The sequence below is a fragment of the Streptomyces sp. NPDC006711 genome (assembly GCF_042869775.1).
In the GTDB taxonomy this organism is placed as follows: Bacteria; Actinomycetota; Actinomycetes; order Streptomycetales; family Streptomycetaceae; genus Streptomyces.
In genome coordinates, this window is sequence record NZ_JBIAGO010000020.1 from 13,579 (window position 1) to 38,582 (window position 25,004).

The window sequence follows — 25,004 nt, forward strand, 5'->3', positions numbered from 1 at the left end:
ACTTTTGGGCGTTTTTGCCCGCGTATGGGAGGCGGCAATGACAGAGACGACGAGCGGCCCGGCACGAGGCTCCCGAGCCAAGGGATCCAAGGCCACCAAGGGGCTGCGCATCGAGCGCATCCACACCACCCCCGGCGTGCATCCGTACGACGAGGTGGCCTGGGAGCGCCGTGACGTCGTCATGACCAACTGGCGCGACGGCTCGGTCAACTTCGAGCAGCGTGGCGTCGAGTTCCCCGACTTCTGGTCGGTGAACGCGGTCAACATCGTCACCAGCAAGTACTTCCGCGGGGCCGTCGGCACCCCGCAGCGCGAGACCGGTCTCAAGCAGCTCATCGACCGGATCGTGAAGACCTACACGAAGGCCGGCGAGGAGTACGGGTACTTCGCCTCGCCCGCCGACGCCGAGATCTTCGAGCACGAGCTGGCGTACGCCCTCCTGCACCAGATCTTCAGCTTCAACTCGCCGGTGTGGTTCAACGTCGGCACGCCCCAGCCGCAGCAGGTCTCGGCCTGCTTCATCCTGGCCGTCGACGACTCCATGGAGTCGATCCTCGACTGGTACAAGGAAGAGGGCATGATCTTCAAGGGCGGCTCCGGCGCCGGCCTGAACCTCTCCCGCATCCGCTCCTCCAAGGAGCTCCTGTCCTCCGGCGGCAACGCCTCGGGCCCGGTCTCCTTCATGCGCGGCGCCGACGCCTCGGCCGGCACCATCAAGTCCGGCGGCGCGACCCGCCGCGCGGCCAAGATGGTCATCCTCGACGTCGACCACCCCGACATCGAGAACTTCATCGAGACCAAGGTGAAGGAGGAGGAGAAGATCCGCGCGCTGCGCGACGCGGGCTTCGACATGGACCTGGGCGGCGACGACATCACGTCCGTCCAGTACCAGAACGCCAACAACTCGGTGCGCGTGAACGACGCGTTCATGAAGGCCGTCGAGCAGGGCGGGAAGTTCGGCCTGACCTCGCGCATGACCGGCGAGGTCATCGAGGAGGTCGACGCCAAGTCCCTCTTCCGCAAGATGGCCGAGGCGGCCTGGGCCTGCGCCGACCCGGGCATCCAGTACGACGACACCATCAACCACTGGCACACCTGCCCCGAGTCCGGCCGCATCAACGGCTCGAACCCGTGCAGCGAGTACATGCACCTGGACAACACGTCCTGCAACCTCGCGTCCCTGAACCTGATGAAGTTCCTCAAGGACGACGGCCTGGGCAACCAGTCCTTCGAGGTCGAGCGCTTCGCCAAGGTCGTCGAGCTGGTCATCACCGCGATGGACATCTCGATCTGCTTCGCGGACTTCCCGACGCAGAAGATCGGCGAGAACACCCGCGCCTTCCGCCAGCTCGGCATCGGCTACGCCAACCTCGGCGCCCTGCTGATGGCGACCGGCCACGCCTACGACTCCGACGGCGGCCGCGCGCTGGCCGGTGCCATCACCTCCCTGATGACCGGCACCTCCTACAAGCGTTCCGCCGAGCTCGCCGCGGTCGTCGGCCCCTACGACGGCTACGCCCGCAACGCCGAGCCCCACCAGCGCGTCATGAAGCAGCACGCCGACGCCAACGCCGTCGCCGTCCACGTCGACGACCTGGACAACCCGATCTGGGCCGCCGCCACGGAGGCCTGGCAGGACGTGATCCGGCTCGGCGCGAAGAACGGTTTCCGCAACGCGCAGGCCTCGGTCATCGCGCCCACCGGCACCATCGGTCTCGCGATGTCCTGCGACACCACCGGTCTTGAGCCCGACCTCGCCCTGGTCAAGTTCAAGAAGCTGGTCGGCGGCGGCTCGATGCAGATCGTCAACGGCACGGTTCCGCAGGCGCTGCGGCGCCTCGGCTACCAGGAGGAGGCGATCGAGGCGATCGTCGCCCACATCGCCGAGAACGGGAACGTCATCGACGCCCCGGGCCTGAAGCCCGAGCACTACGAGGTCTTCGACTGCGCCATGGGTGAGCGCTCCATCTCCGCGATGGGCCACGTCCGCATGATGGCGGCCATCCAGCCGTGGATCTCGGGCGCCCTGTCCAAGACGGTCAACCTGCCCGAGACCGCCACGGTCGAGGACGTCGAAGAGGTCTACTTCGAGGCGTGGAAGATGGGCGTCAAGGCGCTCGCCATCTACCGCGACAACTGCAAGGTCGGCCAGCCCCTCTCCGCCAAGACCAAGACGGTCAAGGACGGCGAGAAGGAGGCGGTCACCGCCAAGGCCGAGGACACCATCCGCGCCGCGGTCGAGAAGGTCGTCGAGTACCGTCCGGTCCGCAAGCGCCTGCCCAAGGGCCGCCCGGGGATCACCACCTCCTTCACGGTCGGCGGCGCCGAGGGCTACATGACGGCCAACTCCTACCCGGACGACGGTCTGGGCGAGGTCTTCCTGAAGATGTCCAAGCAGGGTTCGACCCTGGCGGGCATGATGGACGCCTTCTCCATCGCCGTCTCGGTCGGCCTCCAGTACGGCGTGCCGCTGGAGACGTACGTCTCGAAGTTCACCAACATGCGCTTCGAACCGGCCGGTATGACCGACGACCCGGACGTGCGGATGGCGCAGTCGATCGTCGACTACATCTTCCGCCGCCTGGCGCTGGACTTCCTCCCCTTCGAGACGCGCTCCGCGCTCGGCATCCACTCCGCCGAGGAGCGCCAGCGCCACCTCGACACCGGTTCCTACGAGCCGGCGATGGAGGACGACGAGCTGGACGTGGAGAGCCTGGCCCAGTCCGCGCCGCGCCAGAGCGAGCCCCTGAAGGCCGTCGCGACGCCGAAGCCGGCCGCCGCCGAGGCCCCCAGGGTCGCGCACAACTCGGCGGAGCTCGTCGAGATGCAGCTCGGCGTCAGCGCCGACGCGCCGCTGTGCTTCTCCTGCGGTACGAAGATGCAGCGGGCCGGCTCCTGCTACATCTGCGAGGGCTGCGGCTCCACCAGCGGCTGCAGCTGACGGCGGGGGCCCTCCGGCCGCCATGGCAACGTGGTGGGCGCGAGGGCTCCGGCCGGCCGATGGGTCACCCGAAGGGCGCCGACGTCAGGTCGGCGCCCTTCGGGCCGTTCGCGTGCGGGCCGTTCGCGTGCGGGCCGTTCGCGTGCGGGGCGGGCCCGCCGGGCCGGGGTCAGGCCGGTGGGGCGCCCATGGCGGTGATGAAGGCGTCCGGGGGCAGGTCGAAGCCCCGGACGTCCTCGCGGAACCGCCAGGCCCCCGCGTCGTCCCGGGTGAACTCCGCGACCGTCGCCGCCATCGAGGCGGCCACCGAGGACAGGTCGTGCCGGGACAGCTCCGTGTAACCCTCACGGATCCGTACCCCCGGGCCCGCCACATCGCCGAAGACGCGGCGGCCCGCGTTCTGCTGGATCACCACCCCGACCACCACCCGGCTGTGCCCGGCCGCCATGCGCGACAGCTCGATGGTCATGACCTCGTCGTACCCGAGGCCCTGGCCGGTGCGGCTGTCGCGGTCCAGATGGATCGTGCCGTCGGGGGAGCGGCTGTCGAAGGCGACCTGATGGGCGGGCGGCCCATAGGGGGCGTTCGCCGCGTAGACGCACGCGACCACGTCCAGGTCGTGGGGCGGAGAGCCGAGCGGACTCGGATCCCAGCGCAGTGCCACCTCGACCGTGCCGAGCCCTTTGCCGATGCCGCTCATCGCCCACCCCTCCCCGGACCTGCCACCCCGCCGACCCCCATGCTCCCACGCCCCATGTGGCCCGCGTCCAGGCCCTGTTGGCGCCGGCTGGGCGATGAGGGGGTGGCGGAGTGGGCGCGGGCTTGTTCGTCGCCTCGGGCGGCGCGCTTCGGCGACCGAGATGCCGGCGTCTCACCGAGGTGGTGTGGCCAGGCCTGTCTCATAGGCGGTGATGACCAGTTGGACCCGGTCGCGGGCATCGAGTTTGGCGAGTAGCCGCGCGACGTGTGCCTTTGCCGTGGCTACGCTGATGTAGAGGTGCGCGGCGATCTCGCTGTTGGACATGCCGCGTCCGACGAGGGTCAGTACCTCGCGTTCCCGCTCGGTGATGTTCCCGACCGGCCGTGCGTGCGGGGCCGGTTCAGGGCGGGCGGCGAACTCCGCGATCAGGCGGCGTGTGACGCTCGGGGCGATCAGGGCGTCTCCGGCGGCGACCACGCGGATCGCCCCGAGGATGTCGTCCAGTGCCATGTCCTTGACCAGAAATCCGCTCGCACCCGCTCGGAGCGCACCGTAGACGTACTCGTCTTCGTCGAACGTGGTGAGGACAAGGACGTGCGTCGCTCCACCGGCTGCCGTGCTCAGCCCGGTGGCCTCGATGCCGTCCATCCCGGGCATGCGGATGTCCATCACCGCCACGTCGGGCTTGGTGTCCCGGACCAACTGGACCGCTTCGGCGCCGGTTTGGGCCTCTCCCACGACGTCGATGTCGGGGGGCGTCGGCCATCAGGACACGCAGACCGCTGCGGACGTACGGGTAGGCGATCGCCCCGCACCAGGCCAGAGCCGCCCGCGCGGCCGGCCGCGGGTGCCAGGACAGCGGGGGACGCGGCTTGGCGGACATGGGGCGATCGTAATCGCCTGACCAGCGGCGGGACAGGGGCCCATGGGCGTACGCCCACGGGATACAAGCTCTCCCGCGCATGCGGTCGACGGGCCGATGCGGGGCGGGCGCTCTCCACGGCACCGTTGGCCGGGTGATCGAAGTCAACGAACTGACCAAGCGATACGGCAAGGCCACCGCCGTCAACGGCCTGACCCTCACCGTGCGTCCCGGCCGCGTCACCGGGTTCCTCGGCCCCAACGGTGCGGGCAAGAGCACCACGCTGCGCATGCTCCTCGGCCTGACCCAACCCACCAGCGGCACCGCCACCATCGACGGCCACGCCTTCCGGGACCATCCGCGCGGCCTGCGCCACGCCGGTGTCCTGCTCGACGCCCACGACGTCCACGGCAGTCGCAGCGCGGCGGCCCACCTGTCCGCCCTGGCCCGCAGCAACGGCATCCCGCGGCGTCGGGTGGAGGAGGTCCTTGAGGAGGTAGGACTGGCTCCTGCGGCCCGGCGCCGCATCGGCGGGTTCTCCCTGGGCATGAAGCAGCGGCTCGGCATCGCCACGGCTCTGCTCGGCGACCCTGCGGTGCTGCTGTTCGACGAGCCGGTCAACGGCCTGGACCCGGAGGGCGTGCGGTGGGTACGTGGCCTGTTCCGGCGGCTGGCCGGCGAAGGGCGCACCGTGTTCGTCTCCAGCCACCTCATGAGCGAGATGCAGAACACCGCCGAGCACCTGATCGTCATCGGCCGGGGCGAGCTGATCGCCGACGAGAGCGTGGCACAGTTCGCGGCCCGCGGCACCCGCCGGAGCGTGACCGTGCGGACGCCCGACCCCACCGCGCTGGCGGCTGTGCTCGAAGCCGAGGGCGCTTCGGTCCAGCCGGACGGCCCGGGCGCGGACACGTGGCTCACCGTGACCGGCCTGAGCGCGGCCCGCATCGGGGAACTTGCCTCCCACCACCGCGTCGTGCTCATCGAGCTGGCCACCCGCACCTCCTCACTGGAGGAGGCGTTCATGGAACTCACCGCCGACAGCGTCGAATACCTCGCAGGAGAATCCCGATGACCTCGACCACCACACAGCGGACGGCCCTCTCGAACGCCGTGCGCGCCGTCGAGCCCCATGCCCGCTTCCACGACCTCCTCGCCGCCGAGTGGATCAAACTCTGGTCGCTGCGGTCCGTTTCCTGGGCGTTGGGGATCAGTGCGCTGGCCGTCATCGCCATCAACATCAGCTCGGCCGTCGCGGACTACAACAACTGGCCGACCTACAACGAAGGGATCCGGGCCCTTTTCGTTCCGATCTGGGCCATGCGGGACGCCTTCACCGCCGGCGCCTGCATGGTCCTGATACTCGCCACCGGCAGCATCGGCGCCCTCACGCTCGTCGGCGAGTACAGCACCGGACAGATCCGCACGACGTTCGCGGCAGTCCCGGCCCGCCGATCGGTCGTAGCGGGAACCTCGTTCGGTGTGACACAGGCGCTCCTGTCCGGCCGGGGCATCGGCCTGTCCCTCGACCACCCCGGCGCTCTCCGCGCCGTCGCGGCGTCCGCCCTGCTCGCCCCGGTGTGCGCACTCGTCGGGATGGGCCTCGGCGCCCTCATCCGGCACACCGCGACCACTCTCGTGACGTTCACCGGCATTCTTCTGCTGCTGCCGTTCCTCCTCAACGACCGCCACCGCTGGTCGTCAGCCCTGCTTCACGCGCTGCCCCGCTGTGCCTGGGAACGGCTGGTGCAGATGGACGACCCCTTCGGATCGTCCCCCTACCCGGCGACCATCAGCGGGTCGTGGACCGTGTACGCGGCCTGGTCCCTCGCCGCGGCAGTCGTCGGTGTGGTCGTCGTCCGCCGGCACGATCTGTGAGCCCCCAGGGCCTGGCCGCTCCGGCGCGCGCCGGGCGGTGGATCCGGTGCGCCGGACGTACGCCGTCGGAGTGCGACCGGGGCGCTGCGGCGCGCCGTACGATGGGCCGGTGCTGGTCACATGGATTCGCTGCACCGTGGTGGACCGCCGCGGTTTCGAGCGGGGGCAGCGGAAATGGGCGGGGTTACTGGGTGAGCCCGGTTTCCGGGGGCAGGGCGGCGGCTGGAGCCGCGCACGGCCGGATGTGGCCCATGTCTTCGGTTTCTGGGAGAGCCGCGCGTTCTACGACTCCTTCATGGCGCGGTCGCACGACGGGCTCGCGGCGGCCCAGTCGGGTACGTACAAGGACATCGAGTGCAAGCTGTTCGGCCACCGCTTCGACATCAAGACCGGCTTCGAGCCGCACTTCGCGGACGCGGACGTGGTCCGGGTCGCGCACTGCACGGTGCGCGAGGAGCGGGTCGAGCACTTCGCGCTGATGCAGCAGAAGGTGTGGAACCCCGCGATGGCGGGCTCGCCGGGCATGGTGCGCGGGGCGTTCGCCGAGGCACCGGGCCATGAGTTCCTGGTGCTCTCGATGTGGCGCTCGGCCGCCGAGCACGGCAAGTACCGGGCCGACCGCGTGGAGCGGCTGTCGCTGCTGGCGCAGACCGAGAGCGACATCACGGCCCTGAGCGGGGACGTCGTCGAACTCGACCCGCAGTGGACCGTCTGACCCGCCCCGTTCCGCGCCCTGGCCCCGGCTACGCCGGATGGAGGTCGCACAGTCGCTCGAAAGGTGAGCGGGCGATCTAGGGTTTGACCATGGCAAGACCACGGCGCATCGTCCTCGTCCGGCACGGCGAGTCGCAGGGCAACGCCGACGACACCGTGTACGAGCGCGAGCCCGACCACGCCCTCAGGCTCACCGCGGCCGGGGTGCGCCAGGCCGAGGCGACGGGGGAGCGGCTGCGCGCGCTGTTCGGCGACGAGGGCGTGAGCGTGTACGTGTCGCCCTACCGGCGCACCCACGAGACGTTCCAGGCGTTCGGTCTGGCGCCGGAGCGGGTGCGGGTGCGCGAGGAGCCGAGGCTGCGCGAGCAGGACTGGGGGAACTGGCAGGACCGGGACGACGTCAAGCTCCAGAAGGCCTACCGGGACGCCTACGGCCACTTCTTCTACCGCTTCGCCCAGGGCGAGTCGGGGGCCGACGTCTATGACCGGGTGGGGGCGTTCCTGGAGAGCCTTTACCGCAGCTTCGAAGCGCCGGACCACCCGCCCAATGTGCTCCTGGTGACGCACGGGCTCACCATGCGGCTGTTCTGCATGCGCTGGTTCCACTGGACGGTGGCGGACTTCGAGTCGCTGTCCAACCCGGGCAACGCCGAGACCAGGACCCTGCTGCTCGGGGCGGACGGCCGGTACGCGCTGGACCGGCCCTTTCAGCGGTGGCGCGCCCCGGAACCGTATGGCGTCACCGGATAGAGTGGTCAGGCGATGACAGCTGACTCCTCCACCGAATCACTCGACCCGCGTTACGAGCGCGCCCTGGCCAGCCTGCGCGGGCTGTCCGTCGGCGACGCGCTGGGCTCCCAGTTCTTCGTCCCCGTCAACTACCCCCGCCTCAAGCGCCGGGAACTGCCCGAGGGCCGCTGGCAGTGGACCGACGACACCGAGATGGCCTGCTCGGTGCTGGCCGTGCTCCGTTCGCACGGCCGGATCGACCAGGACGCGCTCGCCTGGTCCTTCGCTCGGCATCACGACGTCGACCGGGGCTACGGTCCCGCCGTCAACCGCATGCTGCGGCTCGTGCGGGAGGGCGGGGACTGGCGGGAGCTGGCCTCCGCGCTGTTCAAGGGGCAGGGCTCCTGGGGCAACGGCTCGGCCATGCGCATCGCGCCGCTCGGCGCCTGGTACGCGGGCGATCCCGAGCAGGCCACGCACCAGGCCGAGATCTCCTCCTACACCACCCACCAGCACCGCGAGGCCGTCGTCGGCGCCATGGCCGTCGCGGCGGCCGCCGCGCTCGCGGCCTCCCCCGAGGGGCCGCCCGGGCCTGCCGCCCTGCTGGACGCGGTGATCGCACTCGTGCCACGCAGCGCCGTGGGCGCCGGGCTGCGCCGGGCCCGCGACATGCTCGACTACGACGACGCGGCGACGGTGGCCGCGGTGCTCGGCTCCGGCCGGCGCACCAGCGCGCACGACACGGTGCCCTTCGCGCTGTGGTCGGCGGCGCGCGGACTCGGTGACTTTGAGCGGGCGTTCTGGACGACCGCGCAGGTGGGCGGAGACGTCGACACGACCTGCGCGATCGTGGGCGGCGTGGTCGCGGCCGGTGCGGCGGGCGCGCCCCCGGCCCGCTGGCTGGAGCGCACCGAGGCCCTTCCGGCCTGGGTCACCGACGCTCCGGCCCACTGACCGCGCCCGCCCCGAGCCGCCGGATCCAAGGCCGCGCGCTCCTAGGCGTGACCTGGGTGTCGCGGGCCGTCGGCGGCGGCGTAATGTTGCAGACGCCATGCCGTACGAACCACCCACCCACAGCGTCGAGCGCTCGATCCGCGCCACCACCGGAGCCAAGGTCGTCGCCGGTGTCGACGAAGTCGGACGCGGGGCGTGGGCCGGTCCCGTCACGGTGTGCGCCGCCGTCACGGGCCTTCGCCGCCCACCCGCCGGGCTGACCGACTCCAAACTGATCAGCCCCAAGCGCCGGGGCGAGCTCGCCGCGATACTGCACGGCTGGGTCACCGCGTACGCGCTGGGCGACGCCTCCCCGCAGGAGATCGACGAACTGGGCATGACCGCCGCGCTGCGCCTCGCCGCCGTGCGGGCCCTCGACGCGCTGCCGGTGCGGCCGGACGCGGTGATCCTGGACGGGAAGCACGACTATCTCGGGCTTCCCTGGCAGGTCCGTACGGTGATCAAGGGCGACCAGTCCTGCGTGGCGGTCTCGGCCGCCTCGGTGATCGCCAAGGTGGCCAGGGACGCGATGATGGCCCAACTGACGGGCGCCCAGGGGGAGTACGCGGGGTTCGGCTTCGCCGACAACGCCGGTTATCCCTCGCCCGTGCACAAGGCGGCCCTCGCGGAGCTGGGGCCCACGCCCTATCACCGGCTGTCCTGGTCCTACCTGGACGGACTGCCGCGCTGGCGGCACCTGAAGAAGACGCGGCTCTCCCCGGAGGCGGCCGCACTCGAAAGCGGGGGACAGCTCGGCTTCGATTTCTGACCCGGACCACGGCCGATTTCCGGAAGTTCTCGGTCCGTTTTCCGTAAGGCGTTTCCCCGGCTGCGGAGTTTTCCGGTCCGTTTCGCGGGAGCGGGCAAGTCCCGGGCGGCATCCCGAAATCCCTGGACTTTCCCGCCCAGTTGAGGGGAGACTCCGCCCCGATCGCACCTTTGTGCCACCCGCCGATGACGTGTTCACCGGCATTTGATAGACATCCATTCATGCCTCTCATCCCCGAGGAGCCTCAGATTCACGAGAGTGCCCAGGGTCCCCGCGTCACCCCGGCCGCCGGCCGCACCGCGCAGACCCCTCGCCCCGTACCCGGTCCGCGTCCCGCGGCCGCACCGCGTCCCGGACGTCCGGGCCCCGGCCCGGCCCGGCCCACGCCCCCCGCGCAGCGCACGCACCCTTCCGCCGCGCAGACCCCGCCGTCCGGGCCGCCGAGCCCGGCCGGCCCCCAGATCCAGCTGATCCCGGCTCCGGCCGCCGGCGCGCTCGACGCGGCGGGCGAAGCGGTGGACCTGCTGCTCGACACCGGCCGCGCGCCGGGCGACATCCTGGTCCTGACCACGGGTGAGACCCACCCGTGGGCCGCGCACGAGCTGTCCTTCGGCGAGGACGCCTACTGGGCCCAGCACGACGCCCGTGACGACGTCTTCTACGCCGACGCGGCCGACGTGGCCCGGGCCTCGGCCCGACCGGTGGTCGTCGTGGCCGCCAACGCCGAGGGAGACGACGACGGCGTCGTCGGCCGCGCGCTGGCGCTCGCGCGCGAGCGCGCCGAGACGCTGCTCATCGTGTGCGGCGACCCGCAGCAGGTCAACTCGGCGCTCGGCGCCGGAGTCTGAGGCCCCCGCCCGCGTCCCGGCCACCGCACGCGAACGCCGGCCACGCGGGCCGGGTGCGTGGGCCGGGGCCCGGCGGGCCTTGCGATCAGCGCCGGTGGCGCAGGGGCTTGCGGTCAGCGTCAGGCACGCGGCCCCTCGGTCAGCGCCGGTGGCGCGAAGGCCTGCGGTCAGTGCCGGTGGCGCGAGGGCCTGCGGTCGGCGTCAGGCACAAGGCTCCCCGGTCAGCGCCGGGGCGCAAAGGCTTGCGGTCAGTGCCGGGGCGTAAGGGCCTGCGGTTAGCGCCGGTGGCGCAAGGGCCCGGCGGTCATGGCGGTCATCCGTGCCGGTCGTCCTCGGGCGCGGCGGTGGCCGGCCCGGGCCCCGGGCGTTTCAGCGTGCCGCCGCGCGGCCGTGCGGGTCGAGGGCGGCGCTCGCCCGGCGCGGTGCGGGCAGCCCCGCGCGTCCCCCGGCGGCGCCGAGGCGCGGACGGGCCAGGACGGGGGAGCTGGGGCTGCGCCCCGCGCGGCCCTCGCCCAGCACCTGCCAGCCCCCACCCGTCAGCGTGATGTACGCGCCGCAGCGCAGCCCGTGCAGGGTGCAGGCGTCGCGCAGCCCCCACATCAGGGCGCCGTCCTGCGGCGTCCAGCGCTCGTCGCCCTCCCGGCAGTACAGCAGCACCGCGGTACGCACCGGGGAGCGGCGGCGCAGATCGTGCGGGACCACCCGACGCAACTGCGCGAGCAGCGCGTTGCGGAACTCCCAGCCGTCGGCCGAAGCCGCGCGCGGCGCGAACGAGGCGCTGGCGGCGAGCCGTTCCTCGGGGTCAAGGACGGCGACGATCGCCGTGCCGGGCGTGGGCCGGTGCAGCGGGAACAGGGCGCCGACGACGTCACGGGGACTGCGCAGCAGCGGAATGCCGGCCGCCGCCCACTCGGCGGGTTCGAGCAGCCGGGCGTGGCGGTCGGCGGAGCCGGCGGAAAAAGAGCTGGAGAGCGCCGGCGAAGCCGTGGACGGAGCGAGTCCGAAGGTCGTCACGGTCCTCCCTTCGAAAGACGCGCCTCGGCGCGCGGGCCGGGGCCGAGGCGGCCGCGCGCCAGGGCGCGGCGCATGCGGAGCGGGCGGTTCCGGTCAGGCGCGAGCCCCCCGTCGCGCCGTCCCGTGACCGGGCGGCGAGACGCGATGAGGACCGCCGCCCCGATCCATGGGCCCGCACCTCTATCCCTGCCCAGACGCGCCCCCCGCCATCCCTTTCCTCACGCCTGGACGGCGAGGACCAGCGGAAACACGCCTTTCGCGCCGGAGCGCCGCACCAGGCGCGCCGCCACCGCCATCGTCCAGCCCGTGTCGCTGGCGTCGTCGACGAGCAGCACCGGTCCCTCGGCCTCGGCGAGCGCGGCCGCCAGCGCCGGGGGCACCGTGAACGCCTGGTGCAGGGCGCGCACCCGCTGGGCGCTGTTGGACTGCGCGATCGCCTCGCCCGCCGGGCCCTCGGCGTAGGCGAGCGAGCCGAGCAGCGGCATCCGTCCGATCTCGGCGATCCTGGCGCCGAGGGACGAGACGAGCGCGGGCCGGGCCCGGGAGGGCAGCGTCACCACCCCGACCGGCCGGGCCGGCGCGTCTGCGGCCCCCGAGGCCCAGCCGCCCCGGCCCTTGGCCCAGTCGGCGAGCACGCTCACCACGGCCTGGACCACATCGTCGGGCACCGGCCCGTCGGGGGCGCCCGGCGCGAGCATCGGGCGCAGCCGGTTGCCCCAGCCGATGTCCGAAAGGCGGCCCAACGCCCGCCCGGGGAAGGCCAGTTCACCCGCCGGGATGCGACCCTTCAGGTCGATGCCGATGGCCGCGAGACCGGTGGGCCACATCTTGCGGGGCTCCACCTCGACGCCGGGCCGGCTCAGCTCGCCCCGGGCCTGCTCCAGGGCGGCGCCGGACACGTCGGCGGTGAAGCGGACCCCCGCGCAGTTGTCGCAGCGCCCGCACGGCGCCGCCTGCTCGTCGTCCAGCTGACGGCGCAGGAACTCCATGCGGCAGCCCGTCGTCGCGGCGTAGTCCCGCATGGCCTGCTGCTCGGCGGAGCGCTGGCGCGCCACCCACGCGTACCGCTCGCTGTCGTACACCCACGGCTCGCCCGTGCTGGTCCAGCCGCCCTTGACGCGGTGCACCGCGCCGTCCACGTCCAGCACCTTGAGCATCGTTTCGAGCCGGGTGCGGCGCAGCTCCACCAGGGGTTCGAGGGCGGGCAGCGACAGGGGGCGGCCGGCCTGTGCCAGCACGTCCAGGGTGCGCCGGACCTGCTCCTCGGGCGGGAAGGCCACCGACGCGAAGTACTTCCAGATCGCCTCGTCCTCGCGGCCCGGCAGCAGCAGCACCTCCGCGTGCGCCACGCCACGGCCGGCGCGGCCGACCTGCTGGTAGTAGGCGATGGGCGAGGAGGGCGAGCCGAGGTGGACCACGAAGCCGAGGTCGGGCTTGTCGAAGCCCATGCCGAGCGCGGAGGTGGCGACCAGCGCCTTGACGCGGTTGGCGAGCAGATCGTCCTCGGCCTGCTGGCGGTCGGCGTTCTCCGTCTTACCGGTGTAGGAGGCGACCGGGTGGCCCCGGCGGCGCAGACAGGCGGTGATCTCCTCGGCCGCCGCGACGGTCAGCGTGTAGATGATCCCCGAGCCCGGCAGCTCGTCGAGATGGTCGGCGAGCCAGGCAAGGCGGTGCGCCGCGTCGGGCAGCGCCAGCACGTTCAGGCTCAGGCTCTCGCGGTCCAGGGGCCCGCGCAGCACCAGCGCGTCCGAGCCGGCCCCCGTGCCCAGCTGCTCGGCCACGTCCGCCGTCACCCGGGCGTTGGCGGTGGCGGTGGTCGCGAGCACCGGGACGAGCGGCGGCAGTTCGGCCAGCATGGTGCGCAGCCGGCGGTAGTCGGGCCGGAAGTCGTGGCCCCAGTCGGAGATGCAGTGCGCCTCGTCGACCACCAGCAGGCCCGTCGCCGCGGACAGCTTCGGCAGCACGTTGTCCCGGAAATCGGGGTTGTTCAGGCGCTCGGGGGAGACCAGCAGCACATCCACCGCGCCCGCGGCGACCTCCTCCTGGACGGTGTCCCACTCCTCGGGGTTGGCGGAGTTGATGGTGCGGGCGGTGATGCCCGCGCGGGCGGCCGCCTCGACCTGGTTGCGCATCAGGGCGAGCAGCGGCGAGACGATCACCGTGGGGCCCGCGCCGCGCGACCGCAGCAGCGCCGTCGCCACGAAATACACCGCGGACTTGCCCCAGCCGGTGCGCTGCACGACGAGGGCCCGCCGCTTGTCGGCCACCAGTGCCTCGATCGCCCGCCACTGGTCCTCGCGCAGCCGCGCGGTGCCCGTGGCGTCCCCGACGAGACGGGCCAGGACCGCATCGGCCTCGGTACGCAGTTGCGCGTTGCTCGTGTGCTCCATGCCCCCATACAACAGGACGGGTCGGACAAGCGCGGTACGCCGCCGGGCCCGCTGGGCCGTCCGCGCAGGTCAGAGCGGCACCACGGGCTCCGCCCACCCTGTGGACAACCGGCTTGAAAGCAGCTTGAGAACGGCTTGAGGCACCCACGCGAAGCTCCCTGGCGTCGCCCGGATTTCGACCCGGGCAGACGCCGCCGAGCAGGGAAGAGGGTGCTGGCCGTGCTGGATGTCGCTGTGGTCGGGGGAGGTCCTGAAGGACTCTTCCTCGCCAGGCTCCTGATGCTGCGGGGGATCGCCCGCCAGGTCACCGTCCACGAGCGCGACGCCCCGGACGCCACCTTCGGATTCGGGGTGGTCTTCTCCGACCGTACGATGTCCGCCTTCGAGCGGGCCGACCCCGTGACCCACCGCAGGATCGCGGAGGCCGGCGTCGCCTGGACCGACATGGAACTGCGCCACCGGGGGCGGGCGCTGCGCTACGGCGGGTACGGGTTCACCGCCGTGTCCCGCAAGACGCTGCTCGCCGTCCTCCAGGAGCAGGCCGCCGACGCGGGGGCCGAGCTCCGTTTCGAGGAGCGGGCCGACGCCCTCGCGCTGATCGACGGGCACGACCTGGTGGTGGCGGCCGACGGCGCCAACTCCGCCACCCGAGGCGCCCTCGCCGACCGTTTCGGCACCCGCACGACGCCGGGCGCCGGCAAGTACGTCTGGTTCGGCACCCGGGCGCCGTTCGAGGTGGTGACCTTCCCGTTCGTCCAGACCGCGTTCGGCGCCTTCGCCGCGCACGCCTATCCCTACGGGGAGGGGCTGCACTCCTTCATCGTCGAGACCGACGAGGCGACCTGGCGGGCGGCGGGGCTTGAGACCTCGACGGAGCGGGCCGCCGCACCGGGCGTCAGCGACCCCTATGCCCAAGAGCTCATGGAGCAGGTCTTCGCCGAACAGCTCCAGGGCCACCCGCTCCTGGTCAACAACAGCAAATGGGCCACCTTCCGCCACATCACCAACCGTGCGTGGTCGCACCGCAACCTCGTCCTGCTCGGCGACGCCGCCCACACCGCGCACTTCTCCGTCGGCTCGGGCACCAAGATGGCGATGGAGGACGCCATCGGGCTCGCCGCGGAGCTCGCGGCGAGGGGCGCGGGCGTAGGCAGTGAAGGCGTCGAGAGCGCCCTCGCGCGCTACGAGAGTCGCCGCCGCCCCGAGACCGAGCGCACCCAGCGCTGGGCCCTGCCCAGCATGCGCTGGTGGGAGACGTTCGGATCCCGGATGGACCGGGACGCCGACCGCTTCGGATTCCACTTCCTGACCCGCACGGACGCGATCGGCCTCGCGGGGCTGCGCCGCCGTCACCCCGAGCGGATCGCGGCCGCCGAGGAGGCCTACGCCCACGACGCGCCGCGCACCGAAACCCCCGCCCCGGGCGGCCACGCGCTCGGCGCGCCGCTGCATCTCGGCGGCGTCCTCCTGCGCAACCGGCTCGTCACCGTCGCAGGGGACCGCGCCGAACGCCAGATCCGGCTGTGCGAGGGGCACTCGGTGGCCGGCAGCTCCCTGGTGCTCGCCGACTGGCGGCGCCCGGTGGGAGCCGGTGAGTGCGACGCCTGGCGCGCCGCCCTGGAACGCGTCTCCTTGGACGGCGGCGTGCTCGGTGTCGTCCTGCGCGCCTTCGACACGGCGGCGGCCGACCGGGCCGAAGCCGTCGGTTTCCCCTTCGTCGAGGTCGTCCTCGACCTCATCGCCCACCCGTCCCCCGCCGAAGCCGCCGAACACGCGCTCCTGGAGCGGAAGTTCCTCGGCTCGCTGCCCGCCGGATCGGCGCTGATCGCCGGTCTGCACTGCCCAGCGACCGGGGCGTACGGTGCTGTAGAGGGGGATGGTGGGCTCGTTGATGGTCAAGTCGTGGGTGGCGGCGCTCAGTTCGGCCAGGAGCGGGTCCATGTGCGGGCTGTGGAAGGCGACGTCGGAGGCGACGCGGCGCACCACTCCGGCGTCCTGTTCGTCATGTCGCTCCACTTCCAGCAGGGCCTCGGCTACACCGCCATGGCCGCCGGGCTCGCCTTCCTGCCGCTGACCCTGCCCACCGCGTTCAACCCGGTCTACACCGGCCGCCTGGTCGCCAAGAAGGGTCCGCGCATCCCCTCCATCCTCGGCTTCTCGCTGATGACGGTGGGCGCGCTCATCCAGCTGGCCTTCGTCGGCGGCGACGGCGCCACCCACTACGCGCTGACCGCCGCCGGCCTGCTCGTCTTCGGGTTCGGTGTCTCCTTCGCCATCCCCTCCCTGGTCACCACGCTGGTCTCCTCGGTGCCCAAGGGACAGGCCGGCATCGCCTCGGGCGCCCTCAACTCGGCCCGCCAGACCGGCGCCGTGGTCGGCGTCGCCGTACTCGGCTCCGTCCTGCACGCCTCCCCGGGCGACAGCGGGACCAAAACCGCCCTCGCGGTCGCCGCGGCGGCCCTCGCGGCGGGCGCCCTGCTCGCCGTCGGCTACATCGGCCGGCGCACGGCCCAGTGAGCGAGCGGCGGGCGAGCCCGCTCACCGGCGCCGCAGTGCCGCGGCGCGGCGCCGGCGCGGGCTCCCCGCCCGTCCTGCGGGGCGAGGCGCACCGCGGCGACGAGACCATCCACCATGTCCGTGCGGTCATCCGCGCCCACGGGGTCTTCCCCGTGGAGCGCGGCTGGCCACCGCCCCCGGCGGAGCACCCCGCGACGGCGGCCCACCTGGCCGCCGCGCTGCGGGACGGCGGACGCCTCGTCCTCGCCGTCCCCGGCCCCCACGGCACCCACCAGCGGCCGTACGCCCGCCCCGCGGACCCGGGCGAGGGGGCCGCGCACGACACCGGCGCCGCCGCCCGGATCTGGCTCACCGTTCCCGCCTGCTCGGCCCCCGGCCACGCACCGGACTGCCGCTGCGAGCCCGACCTGACGGAGGCGTTCGTGCGTACCGTGCTGCCGGGATGGCTCGTCGCCGTCGCCGACGCCCGGCTGCGGACCGCCGTACGCGCCCACCGCAAGCACTACGCGCCGGTGGACGACCTGTCGGCGGTCGGCGCCCTGACCGGGACCTTCGCCGACCTGCTGCTCGCCGACTGCGTGGTCGCCGCCGCGTCCGGCGCCCTGCGCGAGGGCGCCGCGACCGGGACACTGCCCGCCGTGTGCGGATACCTGGTTCCCCGGCTGCTGCGCGAAGGGGCGGAAGAACTCATTCCGTTGAACGCGCGGCGGGGCGACGGTCATCTGGCCAGGTCCGCCTACGACTTCTCCGCCACCCGCGAGTCCGAGGCGCTGATGGCGGCGGCGGGCCCGGGCGCGGACCGGCCGGCCCGGCTGCTCGCCGAGTTCCTGCCCGGATCATCGGGCCGTGGACTGCGCCTGCTGGGACGGGAGTTCCGCGACTTCTCCGGCCTTCCCGACGGGCACGAACCGGCCGGGGCGGCCCTGCGAGAACTCATCCGTACGCTCAACCGGGAACTGCGGGGCCTGGAAAGACGCCGCGCCCACCTGGCCTGCCCCACCTCGGCGCGGCCCGACCCGGCGGCCCTCGCGGTCGCCGACCGGCTCGCCCTGCTCACCGCGGCGGCCTGCGGACTCAGCAGGCTGCGGCTCCTCGCCGCGCCACCGGCCGGCGACGCCACCGACCGCGCCTGGCTGCTGCTCGCCCTCAGCCGGGTACTGCGGCGCCTGGGCCACCCGGCGCCGAGACTGCCCCGAGGACAAGTGGGGCTCGTCCTGAAGGAAGTGATCACCCGTGACCGGGAGTGCCTTGCCTACGACCTGTCCCGGCAGCGGATCGACCTGGAGATGGGGAGCACGGCTTGACACGCGAGCCGACCCCCGCGCTCTACGCGACGCGGGGCCCGGACGACCTGGAAGTGGCCGCCATCAGGAAGGAGTTGGCGCGCAGCCGGTGCGTCGTCGTCGCGGGAAGGACCGAGGACTGGTGGTCGCGGGACGCGGCACCCGACCCCGAGGAGGTACGGGTCCTGCTCGGCGCGGACCGCGCGCGGGCCGACCGCCAGCCCACACCCGAGCGGCGCGTCCGCTTCATCGTCTCGCGCCTGATGCTCAGGGCCACGGCCGGCGCCCTCCTGGGCACCGACCCGGCACTCTTCGAGATCGCGTACACCCCCACCGGGCGCCCGCACCTGCGGGGCTGCGACGACCTGGACATCAGCGTCGGCGACTGCGAAGGACTGGTGGCCGTGGGCCTGATGGACGGCGGCCGGGTCGGTGTGGACGTGGCGCCCCTGCGGCCGCCGCCGCTGCGGCTGCCGTCCGTGGAGCACCTGCTCACCCGGTACGAACTGGAGCGGCTGCGCGCGGCCCTGCCCGCCGCGCGCCACCCGCTGCTCCTGCGGTTTCTGACCCTGAAGAATTCCTATGCCAAGGCCATGGGAAGCGGGCGGAGGATTCCGTACGCCGATTTCGGATTGGCGACGGACGGCGACGGGTGTCACCTCATGGGGAAGGACGGGCGCTTTCATGTGCCCGGCCTCGGGGCGGCCTCCAACCATTTCGGCTCCACTCATCTGATTTCCGCGACAGGCGTGGTCACGTCTGGGTAACCTGCCTCCATCCGTGCAGGTGGGCTCAGGGGTGGGACCGAAAAGGCAAACCGTTCGGTATGTTCGGAACATTGACAAGGCAGAGCAATCAATAGCTCAGGGGGAGTTGTCTTGGATATCGGAGTGCTCGGTGACGTCCGGATAATGGACGGAGATCTCGGCTGGGGCCCCACGGCGCCGAAGCAGCAGCAGCTGCTCGCCACCCTCGCCCTCGCGGTCGGCCACGTGGTGACCATGTCGAGCCTGATCGACGAGCTCTGGTTCGGGGTGGTGCCGCCCCGCAGCGCGGTCACCGCCGTCCAGACGTACGTCATGAACCTGCGGGCCCTGATGGCCTCGCGGTCCTCCCACGGCCGGCTCGACGCGAAGGACGTCCTGGTCACCTCGCGCGGCGGATACCGCCTCGACCTCGGCGCCGGAACGGTCGACGCCGACCTCTTCGAGCGGGCCGTCGACGAAGGGTGCCAGTCGCTCAGCGAGGGTGACAACGCGGAGGCCGCCCGAGCCTTCCAGCGCGGCCTCGCCCTGTGGCGGGGCAGTGCGCCCCTGGACGGCGTGCCCCTCGGCCCGCGTCTGTCCCTGGAGGTCTCCCGCCTCGAAGAGCTCCGGCTCACCGCCCTGGAGGGCCGCATCGAGGCGGACATCCGCATCGGCCGACACCGCCAAGTCCCGGGCGAACTGCGGTACTTAACCGAGAGCCACCCCCTGCACGAGGGTTTCCACGCCCAGCTCATGCTCGTCCTCCACCGCATCGGCCGCCGAGGCCAGGCCCTGGAGGCCTTCACCCGGCTGCGCACCGCCCTGCGCGAAGAACTCGGCATCGACCCGATGCCCGAACTGCGCGATCTGCAACGGGAGATCCTGCACGGCGCGAACGAGAACCGCTGGGCCGCACAGGGCGCCGGCTGGGGCGCCGCCATGGTCGCGGTGGGCGGGGCGGGCTGATGTGTGTGGGTGGCGCCGCCGGCGGGGGTGAATTGCCTTATTGAGTAAGGAGGTTGGGGTAGGCCGGTGGGTGTCCCGGCATTTGTACGACTGATTCGAGTTGCTGTGGACAAGGGGTTTTCCACAGGGGTGGCGAGGGATCCGGAACCGCGAAACGCTCAGGGCATGCGAAACATGAGCGAACATGACGAATCCGAACCCGAGCCTGGTGACGGCGGTCCGTGCGAGGGCGGTGCGCGGGAAACCGGGGCGGCGCGTGAGGGTGGTGCGCGCGAAACCAGTGCGCGGGAAACCGGGGTGGCGCGTGCGGGCGGGCTGCGTGAGGGCGGTGCGCACGAAACCGGTGCGCGGGAAGCCGGTGCGCGCGAAACCACTGCGGCGGAATCCGTACCCCAGGAGTCCGTACCGCACGTATCCGTACCGAACGAATCTCTTTCCCGCGTGCCCCATCCTCATCCCCACGTGTCCGCGGCGCGGGAATCCGCTGCTCTGCGCTCGGCCGGTGCGGGGGACCCGCGGATCACCCTGCGCGGCCCGGCCGAACTGGCGGACGCGCTGCCGTACTTGCTGGGCTTCCACCCCACCGACTCGGCCGTCCTGGTCGCGCTGCACGGCGAGAGCGGCCGGTTCGGCGGCCGGGTCAGGGTGGGTCTTCCGGCCTCACCGCAGGAGTGGCCCGACATCGCCGACCAGCTCGCCGAGTGTCTGGTCACGGGCAGCGAGCGCAGAGGCCCCCGGCCGGACGGCATCGTGGTCTTCCTCTGCCAGGACCCGTCGCGGGACGGCAGCGCTCGGCAAGTGATGGAGCGGCTGCGCCCGTTGGCCCAACGGCTCCGCGTCGCGTGCGGCAGCCTCGACGTCCCGGTCCTGGAAGCGCTGTGCATCTCCGACGGGCGCTACTGGTCGTACTGCTGCCCGGACAGCCGCTGCTGCCCGCCCGAGGGCAGTGTCCTGGCGCTGCCGGGCACCTCCGTCATGGCGGCGGCCGCCACCTACGCGGGGCTTCAAGTGCGGGGATCCTTGCGGGAGATGGAGGAGCGGTTCGCGCCCATGCGGTACCCGGCGGCGCAGGAGCAGGAGCGGGCGCTGGACGCCGCGGCCGCGCAGATGTTCCCGCGCGTTCTGGGCGGTGGCGACCGGCGCGGGGTGGCCGACGAAACGCTCGATCTCGCGGCCCGGCTCATGCGACGCATCGCGCGGGCCCCGGCGCCGGCCTGTGGCGCGGACGGGCGGGCCCCGGCCGGCCGGGGCGCCGGAGCGCTGCTCGCCGGCAGGAACGCGGTGGACGAACTGGACGACGGGCTCATCGCCCACGACGAGGCGGCGGCCCTGATCCTCGGCCTCCAGGACCGCACGACCCGCGACTGGGCCGCCGAGTGGATGGAGGGCGCCGAGGCGCAGCCCGCCCTGCGTCTGTGGCGGGCGCTGGCCCGCCGGTGCGTGGGGCCCTACCGCGACCACGCGGCCGCGCTGCTCACGCTGGCGGGCTGGGTCTCATGGTCGACGGGGGACGACCCGAACGCCCGGGTGGCGTTCAGCCTGGCCCTGCGCGCGGACCCGGAGTACCGCTTCGCCTACCTCCTGCACCAGGCCTGCAACCAGGGCCTGGACCCCGAGGAACTGCGCATCTGCCTGCGGGAGGAACGCGCGGCGAGGCGAAGGGGAGTGGAGGTGGGGGCCTCCGTACGGGAGGAGGACGAAGCGCCGGTGGAGGGCGCGGCACCAGTGGATGACTCGGCGTCAGCGGCGGCGAAGGAGGGGCGGACGGCCCGCACCCGCGTCCGTCGCAGGGTGCCGCCGCCCACGGGCAGGGGCGGCACAGGACAGCAGCCAGGGGGCCCGGCCCGCCCCGCCGGCCCGCCGCAACCGGCCGGCCCCAGGCCGGAGGGGACGCGGACCCGGGCCCGGCGCAGGAGCGGGGAGAGGACGACGGGGGAGGAGTGAAGGGGGTGCGAGGAGCGGGCGCCGGGGGGTGAGGCGTGAGAGGGGGTGACGGCGTGGGGCCGGGGCCGACGGCGTGGGCCGGGAGTACTGGGAGGGCGACGGCGCGGGCGCGCGGGCCGGGGTGGGGTCGTGCGACCGACCGGGTGCCTCGTGCGACCGAGCGGGTGCCCCGGGTGGCGGCCCGTCCGTGACCCCGTCAACCCCCGCGGCGTTCACCTTGATGGCGGCGCGGTCCCGGGCACCACTCCCCACGGGCGGCGAGATCCGCCCCGGCCCACCGCCGCCGTCCTCGTCCGGAACGCGCAGAAGGGTACGCATGGTGTCCACCGCACTGCCTCGCGTCGGCAAGGGAGCCGCGCCGGGTCCGGTCCCGCCGGGGACGCATGAGGGCCCGCTCCCGCCGACCTCGCCGCCTCGCGCGGGCGATGGGGGCGCGCCGGTTCCGGTCCCGGCGAGGGCGCAGGGGGGCCCGCCCCCGCTCAAAACCCCCGGGCGGCCGCCGGGCGAACTCCCGGCCGTGCACGCCGCCTTGATCTGCGTAGCCCTGCCCGGCCTCGTGGTCTCGCCGGAACACGGCCAGCTGACCGGGCGTGGTCTCGAAGGCTTCTACCAGCATGGCCGACGGCTGCTGTCGCGCTGCCAGTTGCGGGTGGCGGGCCGTGACCCGATCTCCGTGCAGGGCAGGTCGATATCGTCCGACGGCGCCCGCTTCCTCGCCGTGGTGCGCACGACGGCGGACGCCGGACCCGACCCCGAGATCTCGGTCGAGCGGCTGCGCCGCGCCGACGGCACCGAACGGATCACCCTGGCCAGCTCATCGGCCAGGCCCGTGCGGTTCCCGGTGGAGATCGCCCTGGGAACGGACCTGGCGGACCTGGCCACGGTGGCCGCGGGCCGCGCCGGGCCCGAACTGCCCGCCAGCGTTCACGACTCGGGGATGCGCTGGACCTCGGGGGGCGCCCACTGCGCGGTGACCGCCCAGCCACCGCCGACCGACGCGCTGGCCTCCGCCGGGGTGCTGCGCTGGGCGGTGGAACTGCCGCCGGGCGGGGTGTGCGTGATCCAGCTGCACATCCGGGGCGGCCGGCCCGCGCGGCCGCCAGGCCTGGGTACGAGCGTGCTGCCCTCGTCCCGGGAGGCGAGAGCCGAGGGGGACGATCCCCGGGTGGCGGCACTGCTGGAACGCAGCATCGACGATCTGCGGGCCCTGCTGATCCGCGACCCGGCGCACCCCGCCGACCTGCACGTGGCAGCCGGCGTCCCCTGGCGGTGCGGTGCCGCGCCCGCCGAGGCGCTGTGGGCGGCACGTATGGCGCTGCCTCTGTCCACGCGCCTGGCGGCAGCCACGCTGCGTACGCTGGCTCGGGCTCAACTTGCGGCACAGGGGCCGGAGTTGGGGCGCATTCCTGGTCCGTTGAGGGATGCGGGTCCTTTCCTGCCGCCGGGCTGTACGGGGGTGGAGGCCACGCTGGCGTTCCCGGTCGTACTCGCGGAGGCGCGTCGCTGGGGTCTGCCCGAGCCGGAGGTGGCCGAGCTACTGCCGGCCGCCGAGCGCTGTCTGCGCTGGCTGGACGCGGCCCTGGGAGACAACGGCTACCTCGCCGAGAGCGGCCCGGGCGCCGGGTTCGTCCGCGCCGAGACCCAGGCCCACGCCCATCGGGCCGCGCTGCTCGGCGGGGAACTGCTGCGGGAGTGCGGCCGCCCCGGCGCCGACGGCTGGCTCGCCAGGGCCGGAGCCATGAGGGAGCGGTTCCGGGCGGAGTTCTGGGTCGACGACCTGGGGGGCGGGCGTCCCGCCGCGGGCCGCACCGCCGACGGCCGGCCGGTGCCGCTGCTCGGTTCGGGCGCCGCTCATCTGCTGGACACGGGGCTGCTGGGCGGTGGCCGCCTCGCACCCGGAATGCTCGACGCGGCGGGGACGGAGCAGGTGGCCCGGCTCCTTGGCGGGCCTGCGATGGACTCGGGGTGGGGGCTGCGCGGGCTCGCCGTCAAGGAGCCCGGGTACAACCCGTACGGGCACCGGGCCGGCGCCGTGCGGGTCCATGAGAGCGCGGTGGCCGTCGCGGGCCTGGCGGGCGCGGGGCACGAGAAGGAGGCCGTCGCCCTGCTGCGGGGTGTCCTGGACGCGGCGGAGGCGTTCGGCCACCGGCTGCCCGAGATGTACGCGGGGGAGCAGCGCACCGCCGGGGGCGTGCCCGTGCCGCACCCGGCGGCCTGTCGCCCGGCGGCGGTGGCGGCGGCCGCGGGCATCCAGCTCCTGACCACCCTGGCCGGGATCCGCCCGGACGCCCCGGCCGCGTCGGTCGCCCTGCACCCGCTGCGCTCCGTCCCGCTCGGCGCGGTGCGGCTCGCGGGTCTGAGCGTGGGGGGTGAGCCGTTCGCGGTCCGGGTCAGCCGGCTCGGGGTCGGCATGGTCGAGCAGGCCGCCGAATGGCTGCAGTTGGGGGGATGAAGGAGGTGGCCACGTCGGGAGAGGCCGTGGGACAAGAAGCGCCGGAGGGTGCGGAAGGGAGTGTTTATCGTCAGGCAGACGACTATGATCGGCGCATGTCGCCCTACGACCCGTCGGCCTTTCCGCCCTTCGCCGTGACCGTCGACCTGGTCGTGCTCACCGTGCGCCGTCACGCGCTCTGCGCGCTGGTGGTGCGGCGGGGGGAGCCTCCCTTCCAGGGGCGCTGGGCGCTGCCCGGCGGATTCGTCCGGGACGACGAGGACCTTTCCACCGCCGCGGCCAGGGAACTGGGCGAGGAGACCGGACTGTGCGCCTCGGACCCCTCGGCTCCGGCGCTCGCCAACGGCGCCCATCTCGAACAGCTCGCCACGTACGGGGACCCCCGGCGCGACCCCCGGATGCGGGTGGTCAGCGTGGCGCATCTGGCCCTGGCCCCCGACCTGCCGGCGCCGCGCGCGGGGGGCGACGCGCACAGTGCGCGCTGGGCGCCCGTCGAGGACGTGCTCGGCAAGGGCGGTGGCTTCGGCCGCGACGACGAGCCGCCCGCACCGCTCGCCTTCGACCACGCGCGGATCCTGGCGGACGGAGTGGAACGGGCCCGCTCGAAGATCGAGTACTCCTCGCTCGCGACGGCCTTCTGCCCCGCCGAGTTCACCGTGGGCGAGCTGCGCCGGGTGTACGAGGCGGTGTGGGGCGTCGCCCTCGACCCGCGCAACTTCCACCGCAAGGTGACCGGCACGCCGGGCTTCCTGGTCCCGGCCGGCGGCACCACGACCCGCCAGGGCGGCCGCCCCGCCCAGCTCTTCCGAGCCGGCGGCGCGACCCTCCTGAACCCCCCCATGCTCCGCCCAGAAGTCTGACCCCCCCCGACCCCGACCCCGCCCCCCAACCCACGCACCACCAGCCGGGCACCCCGCCAGCCCGGAACTCGAGCCCTGTCGGTCCGGAACCCGGGCCCTGTCGGTCCGGAACCCCGCACCCCGCCACCCCGGAACCCGATGCCCTGCCAGTCCGGAACCTCGCACCCCGTCAGCCCGGACCCCGACGCCCTGCCAGTCCGGAACCCCGCGCCGTGTCGGTCCGGAACTCCGCGCCCCGCGAGTCCGGAACCCGACGCCCTGCCAGTCCGGAACCTCGCACCCCGTCAGCCCGGACCCCGTCGCCCTGCCAGTCCGGAACCCCGCGCCGTGTCGGTCCGGAACTCCGCGCCCCGCGAGTCCGGAACCTCGCACCCCGTCAGCCCGGACCCCGTCGCCCG

18 protein-coding genes and 1 pseudogene are annotated in these 25,004 nt (G+C 73.4%); 15 read left to right on the forward strand and 4 right to left on the reverse strand.

Going from position 1 to position 25,004, the window contains the following annotated elements:
- The first annotated feature begins 37 nt into the window (after positions 1-37).
- Positions 38-2,941 (forward strand): vitamin B12-dependent ribonucleotide reductase, encoded by a 2,904-nt coding sequence (locus ACFYM2_RS29645; protein WP_359002201.1) that lies wholly within the window; start codon positions 38-40, stop codon positions 2,939-2,941.
- Between the two features lie 169 nt (positions 2,942-3,110).
- Here the strand turns inward: ACFYM2_RS29645 and ACFYM2_RS29650 are convergent, their stop codons facing one another.
- Positions 3,111-3,641, reverse strand: a complete 531-nt coding sequence (locus ACFYM2_RS29650) for a TerD family protein (protein ID WP_388461544.1) — start codon at positions 3,639-3,641, stop codon at positions 3,111-3,113.
- Positions 3,642-3,812: 171 nt separating this feature from the next.
- Positions 3,813-4,407, reverse strand: a pseudogene (locus tag ACFYM2_RS29655) (response regulator).
- A 250-nt stretch (positions 4,408-4,657) separates the two neighbouring features.
- On the opposite strand from ACFYM2_RS29655, the gene ACFYM2_RS29660 reads away from it, so the two are divergent.
- From ACFYM2_RS29660 to ACFYM2_RS29690, 7 genes are all read left to right on the forward strand, one after another.
- The gene (locus tag ACFYM2_RS29660) at positions 4,658-5,578 is read left to right on the forward strand and encodes an ABC transporter ATP-binding protein (RefSeq protein ID WP_388840514.1); all 921 of its coding nucleotides are present in this window, start codon (positions 4,658-4,660) and stop codon (positions 5,576-5,578) included.
- Positions 5,575-6,381, forward strand: coding sequence for an ABC transporter permease (locus ACFYM2_RS29665; protein ID WP_388840517.1), 807 nt, complete (start codon positions 5,575-5,577; stop codon positions 6,379-6,381). The genes ACFYM2_RS29660 and ACFYM2_RS29665 overlap by 4 nt, the downstream gene beginning before the upstream one ends.
- A 109-nt stretch (positions 6,382-6,490) precedes the next feature.
- On the forward strand, positions 6,491-7,096 hold the full coding sequence (locus ACFYM2_RS29670) for a YdbC family protein (RefSeq protein ID WP_388461538.1): 606 nt from the start codon (positions 6,491-6,493) through the stop codon (positions 7,094-7,096).
- 89 nt (positions 7,097-7,185) lie between these two features.
- The gene (locus ACFYM2_RS29675; RefSeq protein WP_350233059.1) at positions 7,186-7,845 is read left to right on the forward strand and encodes a histidine phosphatase family protein; all 660 of its coding nucleotides are present in this window, start codon (positions 7,186-7,188) and stop codon (positions 7,843-7,845) included.
- Positions 7,846-7,857: 12 nt separating this feature from the next.
- The gene (locus ACFYM2_RS29680; RefSeq protein ID WP_388840519.1) at positions 7,858-8,778 is read left to right on the forward strand and encodes an ADP-ribosylglycohydrolase family protein; all 921 of its coding nucleotides are present in this window, start codon (positions 7,858-7,860) and stop codon (positions 8,776-8,778) included.
- 97 nt (positions 8,779-8,875) lie between these two features.
- Entirely contained in the window at positions 8,876-9,586 is a 711-nt protein-coding gene (locus tag ACFYM2_RS29685; RefSeq protein ID WP_388461535.1) for a ribonuclease HII, read from the forward strand.
- 221 nt (positions 9,587-9,807) lie between these two features.
- Entirely contained in the window at positions 9,808-10,434 is a 627-nt protein-coding gene (locus tag ACFYM2_RS29690) for a hypothetical protein (protein ID WP_359002187.1), read from the forward strand.
- A 369-nt stretch (positions 10,435-10,803) separates the two neighbouring features.
- Here the strand turns inward: ACFYM2_RS29690 and ACFYM2_RS29695 are convergent, their stop codons facing one another.
- Positions 10,804-11,448 (reverse strand): hypothetical protein, encoded by a 645-nt coding sequence (locus tag ACFYM2_RS29695; RefSeq protein ID WP_388840522.1) that lies wholly within the window; start codon positions 11,446-11,448, stop codon positions 10,804-10,806.
- A 218-nt stretch (positions 11,449-11,666) separates the two neighbouring features.
- Positions 11,667-13,838: a RecQ family ATP-dependent DNA helicase gene (locus ACFYM2_RS29700; RefSeq protein WP_359002185.1), complete on the reverse strand. Its 2,172-nt coding sequence runs from the start codon at positions 13,836-13,838 to the stop codon at positions 11,667-11,669.
- 219 nt (positions 13,839-14,057) lie between these two features.
- On the opposite strand from ACFYM2_RS29700, the gene ACFYM2_RS29705 reads away from it, so the two are divergent.
- The 7 genes from ACFYM2_RS29705 to ACFYM2_RS29735 all read left to right on the forward strand — a co-directional run bounded on the left by ACFYM2_RS29705 (position 14,058) and on the right by ACFYM2_RS29735 (position 24,606).
- Positions 14,058-16,355 carry an MFS transporter gene (locus ACFYM2_RS29705; protein WP_388840525.1) on the forward strand — a complete coding sequence of 766 codons (2,298 nt, stop codon included), beginning with the start codon at positions 14,058-14,060 and terminating at the stop codon, positions 16,353-16,355.
- Entirely contained in the window at positions 16,352-17,659 is a 1,308-nt protein-coding gene (locus ACFYM2_RS29710; protein ID WP_388840528.1) for a hypothetical protein, read from the forward strand. Before ACFYM2_RS29705 ends, ACFYM2_RS29710 begins: the two co-directional genes overlap by 4 nt.
- On the forward strand, positions 17,656-18,405 hold the full coding sequence (locus ACFYM2_RS29715; protein ID WP_388840531.1) for a 4'-phosphopantetheinyl transferase family protein: 750 nt from the start codon (positions 17,656-17,658) through the stop codon (positions 18,403-18,405). Before ACFYM2_RS29710 ends, ACFYM2_RS29715 begins: the two co-directional genes overlap by 4 nt.
- A 144-nt stretch (positions 18,406-18,549) precedes the next feature.
- Positions 18,550-19,350, forward strand: coding sequence for a BTAD domain-containing putative transcriptional regulator (locus ACFYM2_RS29720; RefSeq protein WP_388840534.1), 801 nt, complete (start codon positions 18,550-18,552; stop codon positions 19,348-19,350).
- Positions 19,351-19,812: 462 nt separating this feature from the next.
- Positions 19,813-21,294, forward strand: coding sequence for a DUF4192 domain-containing protein (locus tag ACFYM2_RS29725; protein ID WP_388840537.1), 1,482 nt, complete (start codon positions 19,813-19,815; stop codon positions 21,292-21,294).
- Between the two features lie 517 nt (positions 21,295-21,811).
- Positions 21,812-23,746: a glycogen debranching N-terminal domain-containing protein gene (locus tag ACFYM2_RS29730; RefSeq protein WP_388840540.1), complete on the forward strand. Its 1,935-nt coding sequence runs from the start codon at positions 21,812-21,814 to the stop codon at positions 23,744-23,746.
- Between the two features lie 95 nt (positions 23,747-23,841).
- Positions 23,842-24,606 carry an NUDIX domain-containing protein gene (locus tag ACFYM2_RS29735; RefSeq protein WP_350233077.1) on the forward strand — a complete coding sequence of 255 codons (765 nt, stop codon included), beginning with the start codon at positions 23,842-23,844 and terminating at the stop codon, positions 24,604-24,606.
- Positions 24,607-25,004 lie beyond the last annotated feature (398 nt).

What these genes read in the sequence shown, in the direction of transcription:
- ACFYM2_RS29700 (WP_359002185.1), bottom strand. Translation starts at nt 13,838, where the DNA reads ATGGAGCACACGAGCAACGCGCAACTGCGTACCGAGGCCGATGCGGTC.
- ACFYM2_RS29675 (WP_350233059.1), top strand. Translation starts at nt 7,186, where the DNA reads ATGGCAAGACCACGGCGCATCGTCCTCGTCCGGCACGGCGAGTCGCAG.
- ACFYM2_RS29685 (WP_388461535.1), top strand. Translation starts at nt 8,876, where the DNA reads ATGCCGTACGAACCACCCACCCACAGCGTCGAGCGCTCGATCCGCGCC.
- ACFYM2_RS29665 (WP_388840517.1), top strand. Translation starts at nt 5,575, where the DNA reads ATGACCTCGACCACCACACAGCGGACGGCCCTCTCGAACGCCGTGCGC.
- ACFYM2_RS29735 (WP_350233077.1), top strand. Translation starts at nt 23,842, where the DNA reads ATGTCGCCCTACGACCCGTCGGCCTTTCCGCCCTTCGCCGTGACCGTC.
- ACFYM2_RS29680 (WP_388840519.1), top strand. Translation starts at nt 7,858, where the DNA reads ATGACAGCTGACTCCTCCACCGAATCACTCGACCCGCGTTACGAGCGC.
- ACFYM2_RS29650 (WP_388461544.1), bottom strand. Translation starts at nt 3,641, where the DNA reads ATGAGCGGCATCGGCAAAGGGCTCGGCACGGTCGAGGTGGCACTGCGC.
- ACFYM2_RS29720 (WP_388840534.1), top strand. Translation starts at nt 18,550, where the DNA reads ATGGACGGAGATCTCGGCTGGGGCCCCACGGCGCCGAAGCAGCAGCAG.
- ACFYM2_RS29690 (WP_359002187.1), top strand. Translation starts at nt 9,808, where the DNA reads ATGCCTCTCATCCCCGAGGAGCCTCAGATTCACGAGAGTGCCCAGGGT.
- ACFYM2_RS29645 (WP_359002201.1), top strand. Translation starts at nt 38, where the DNA reads ATGACAGAGACGACGAGCGGCCCGGCACGAGGCTCCCGAGCCAAGGGA.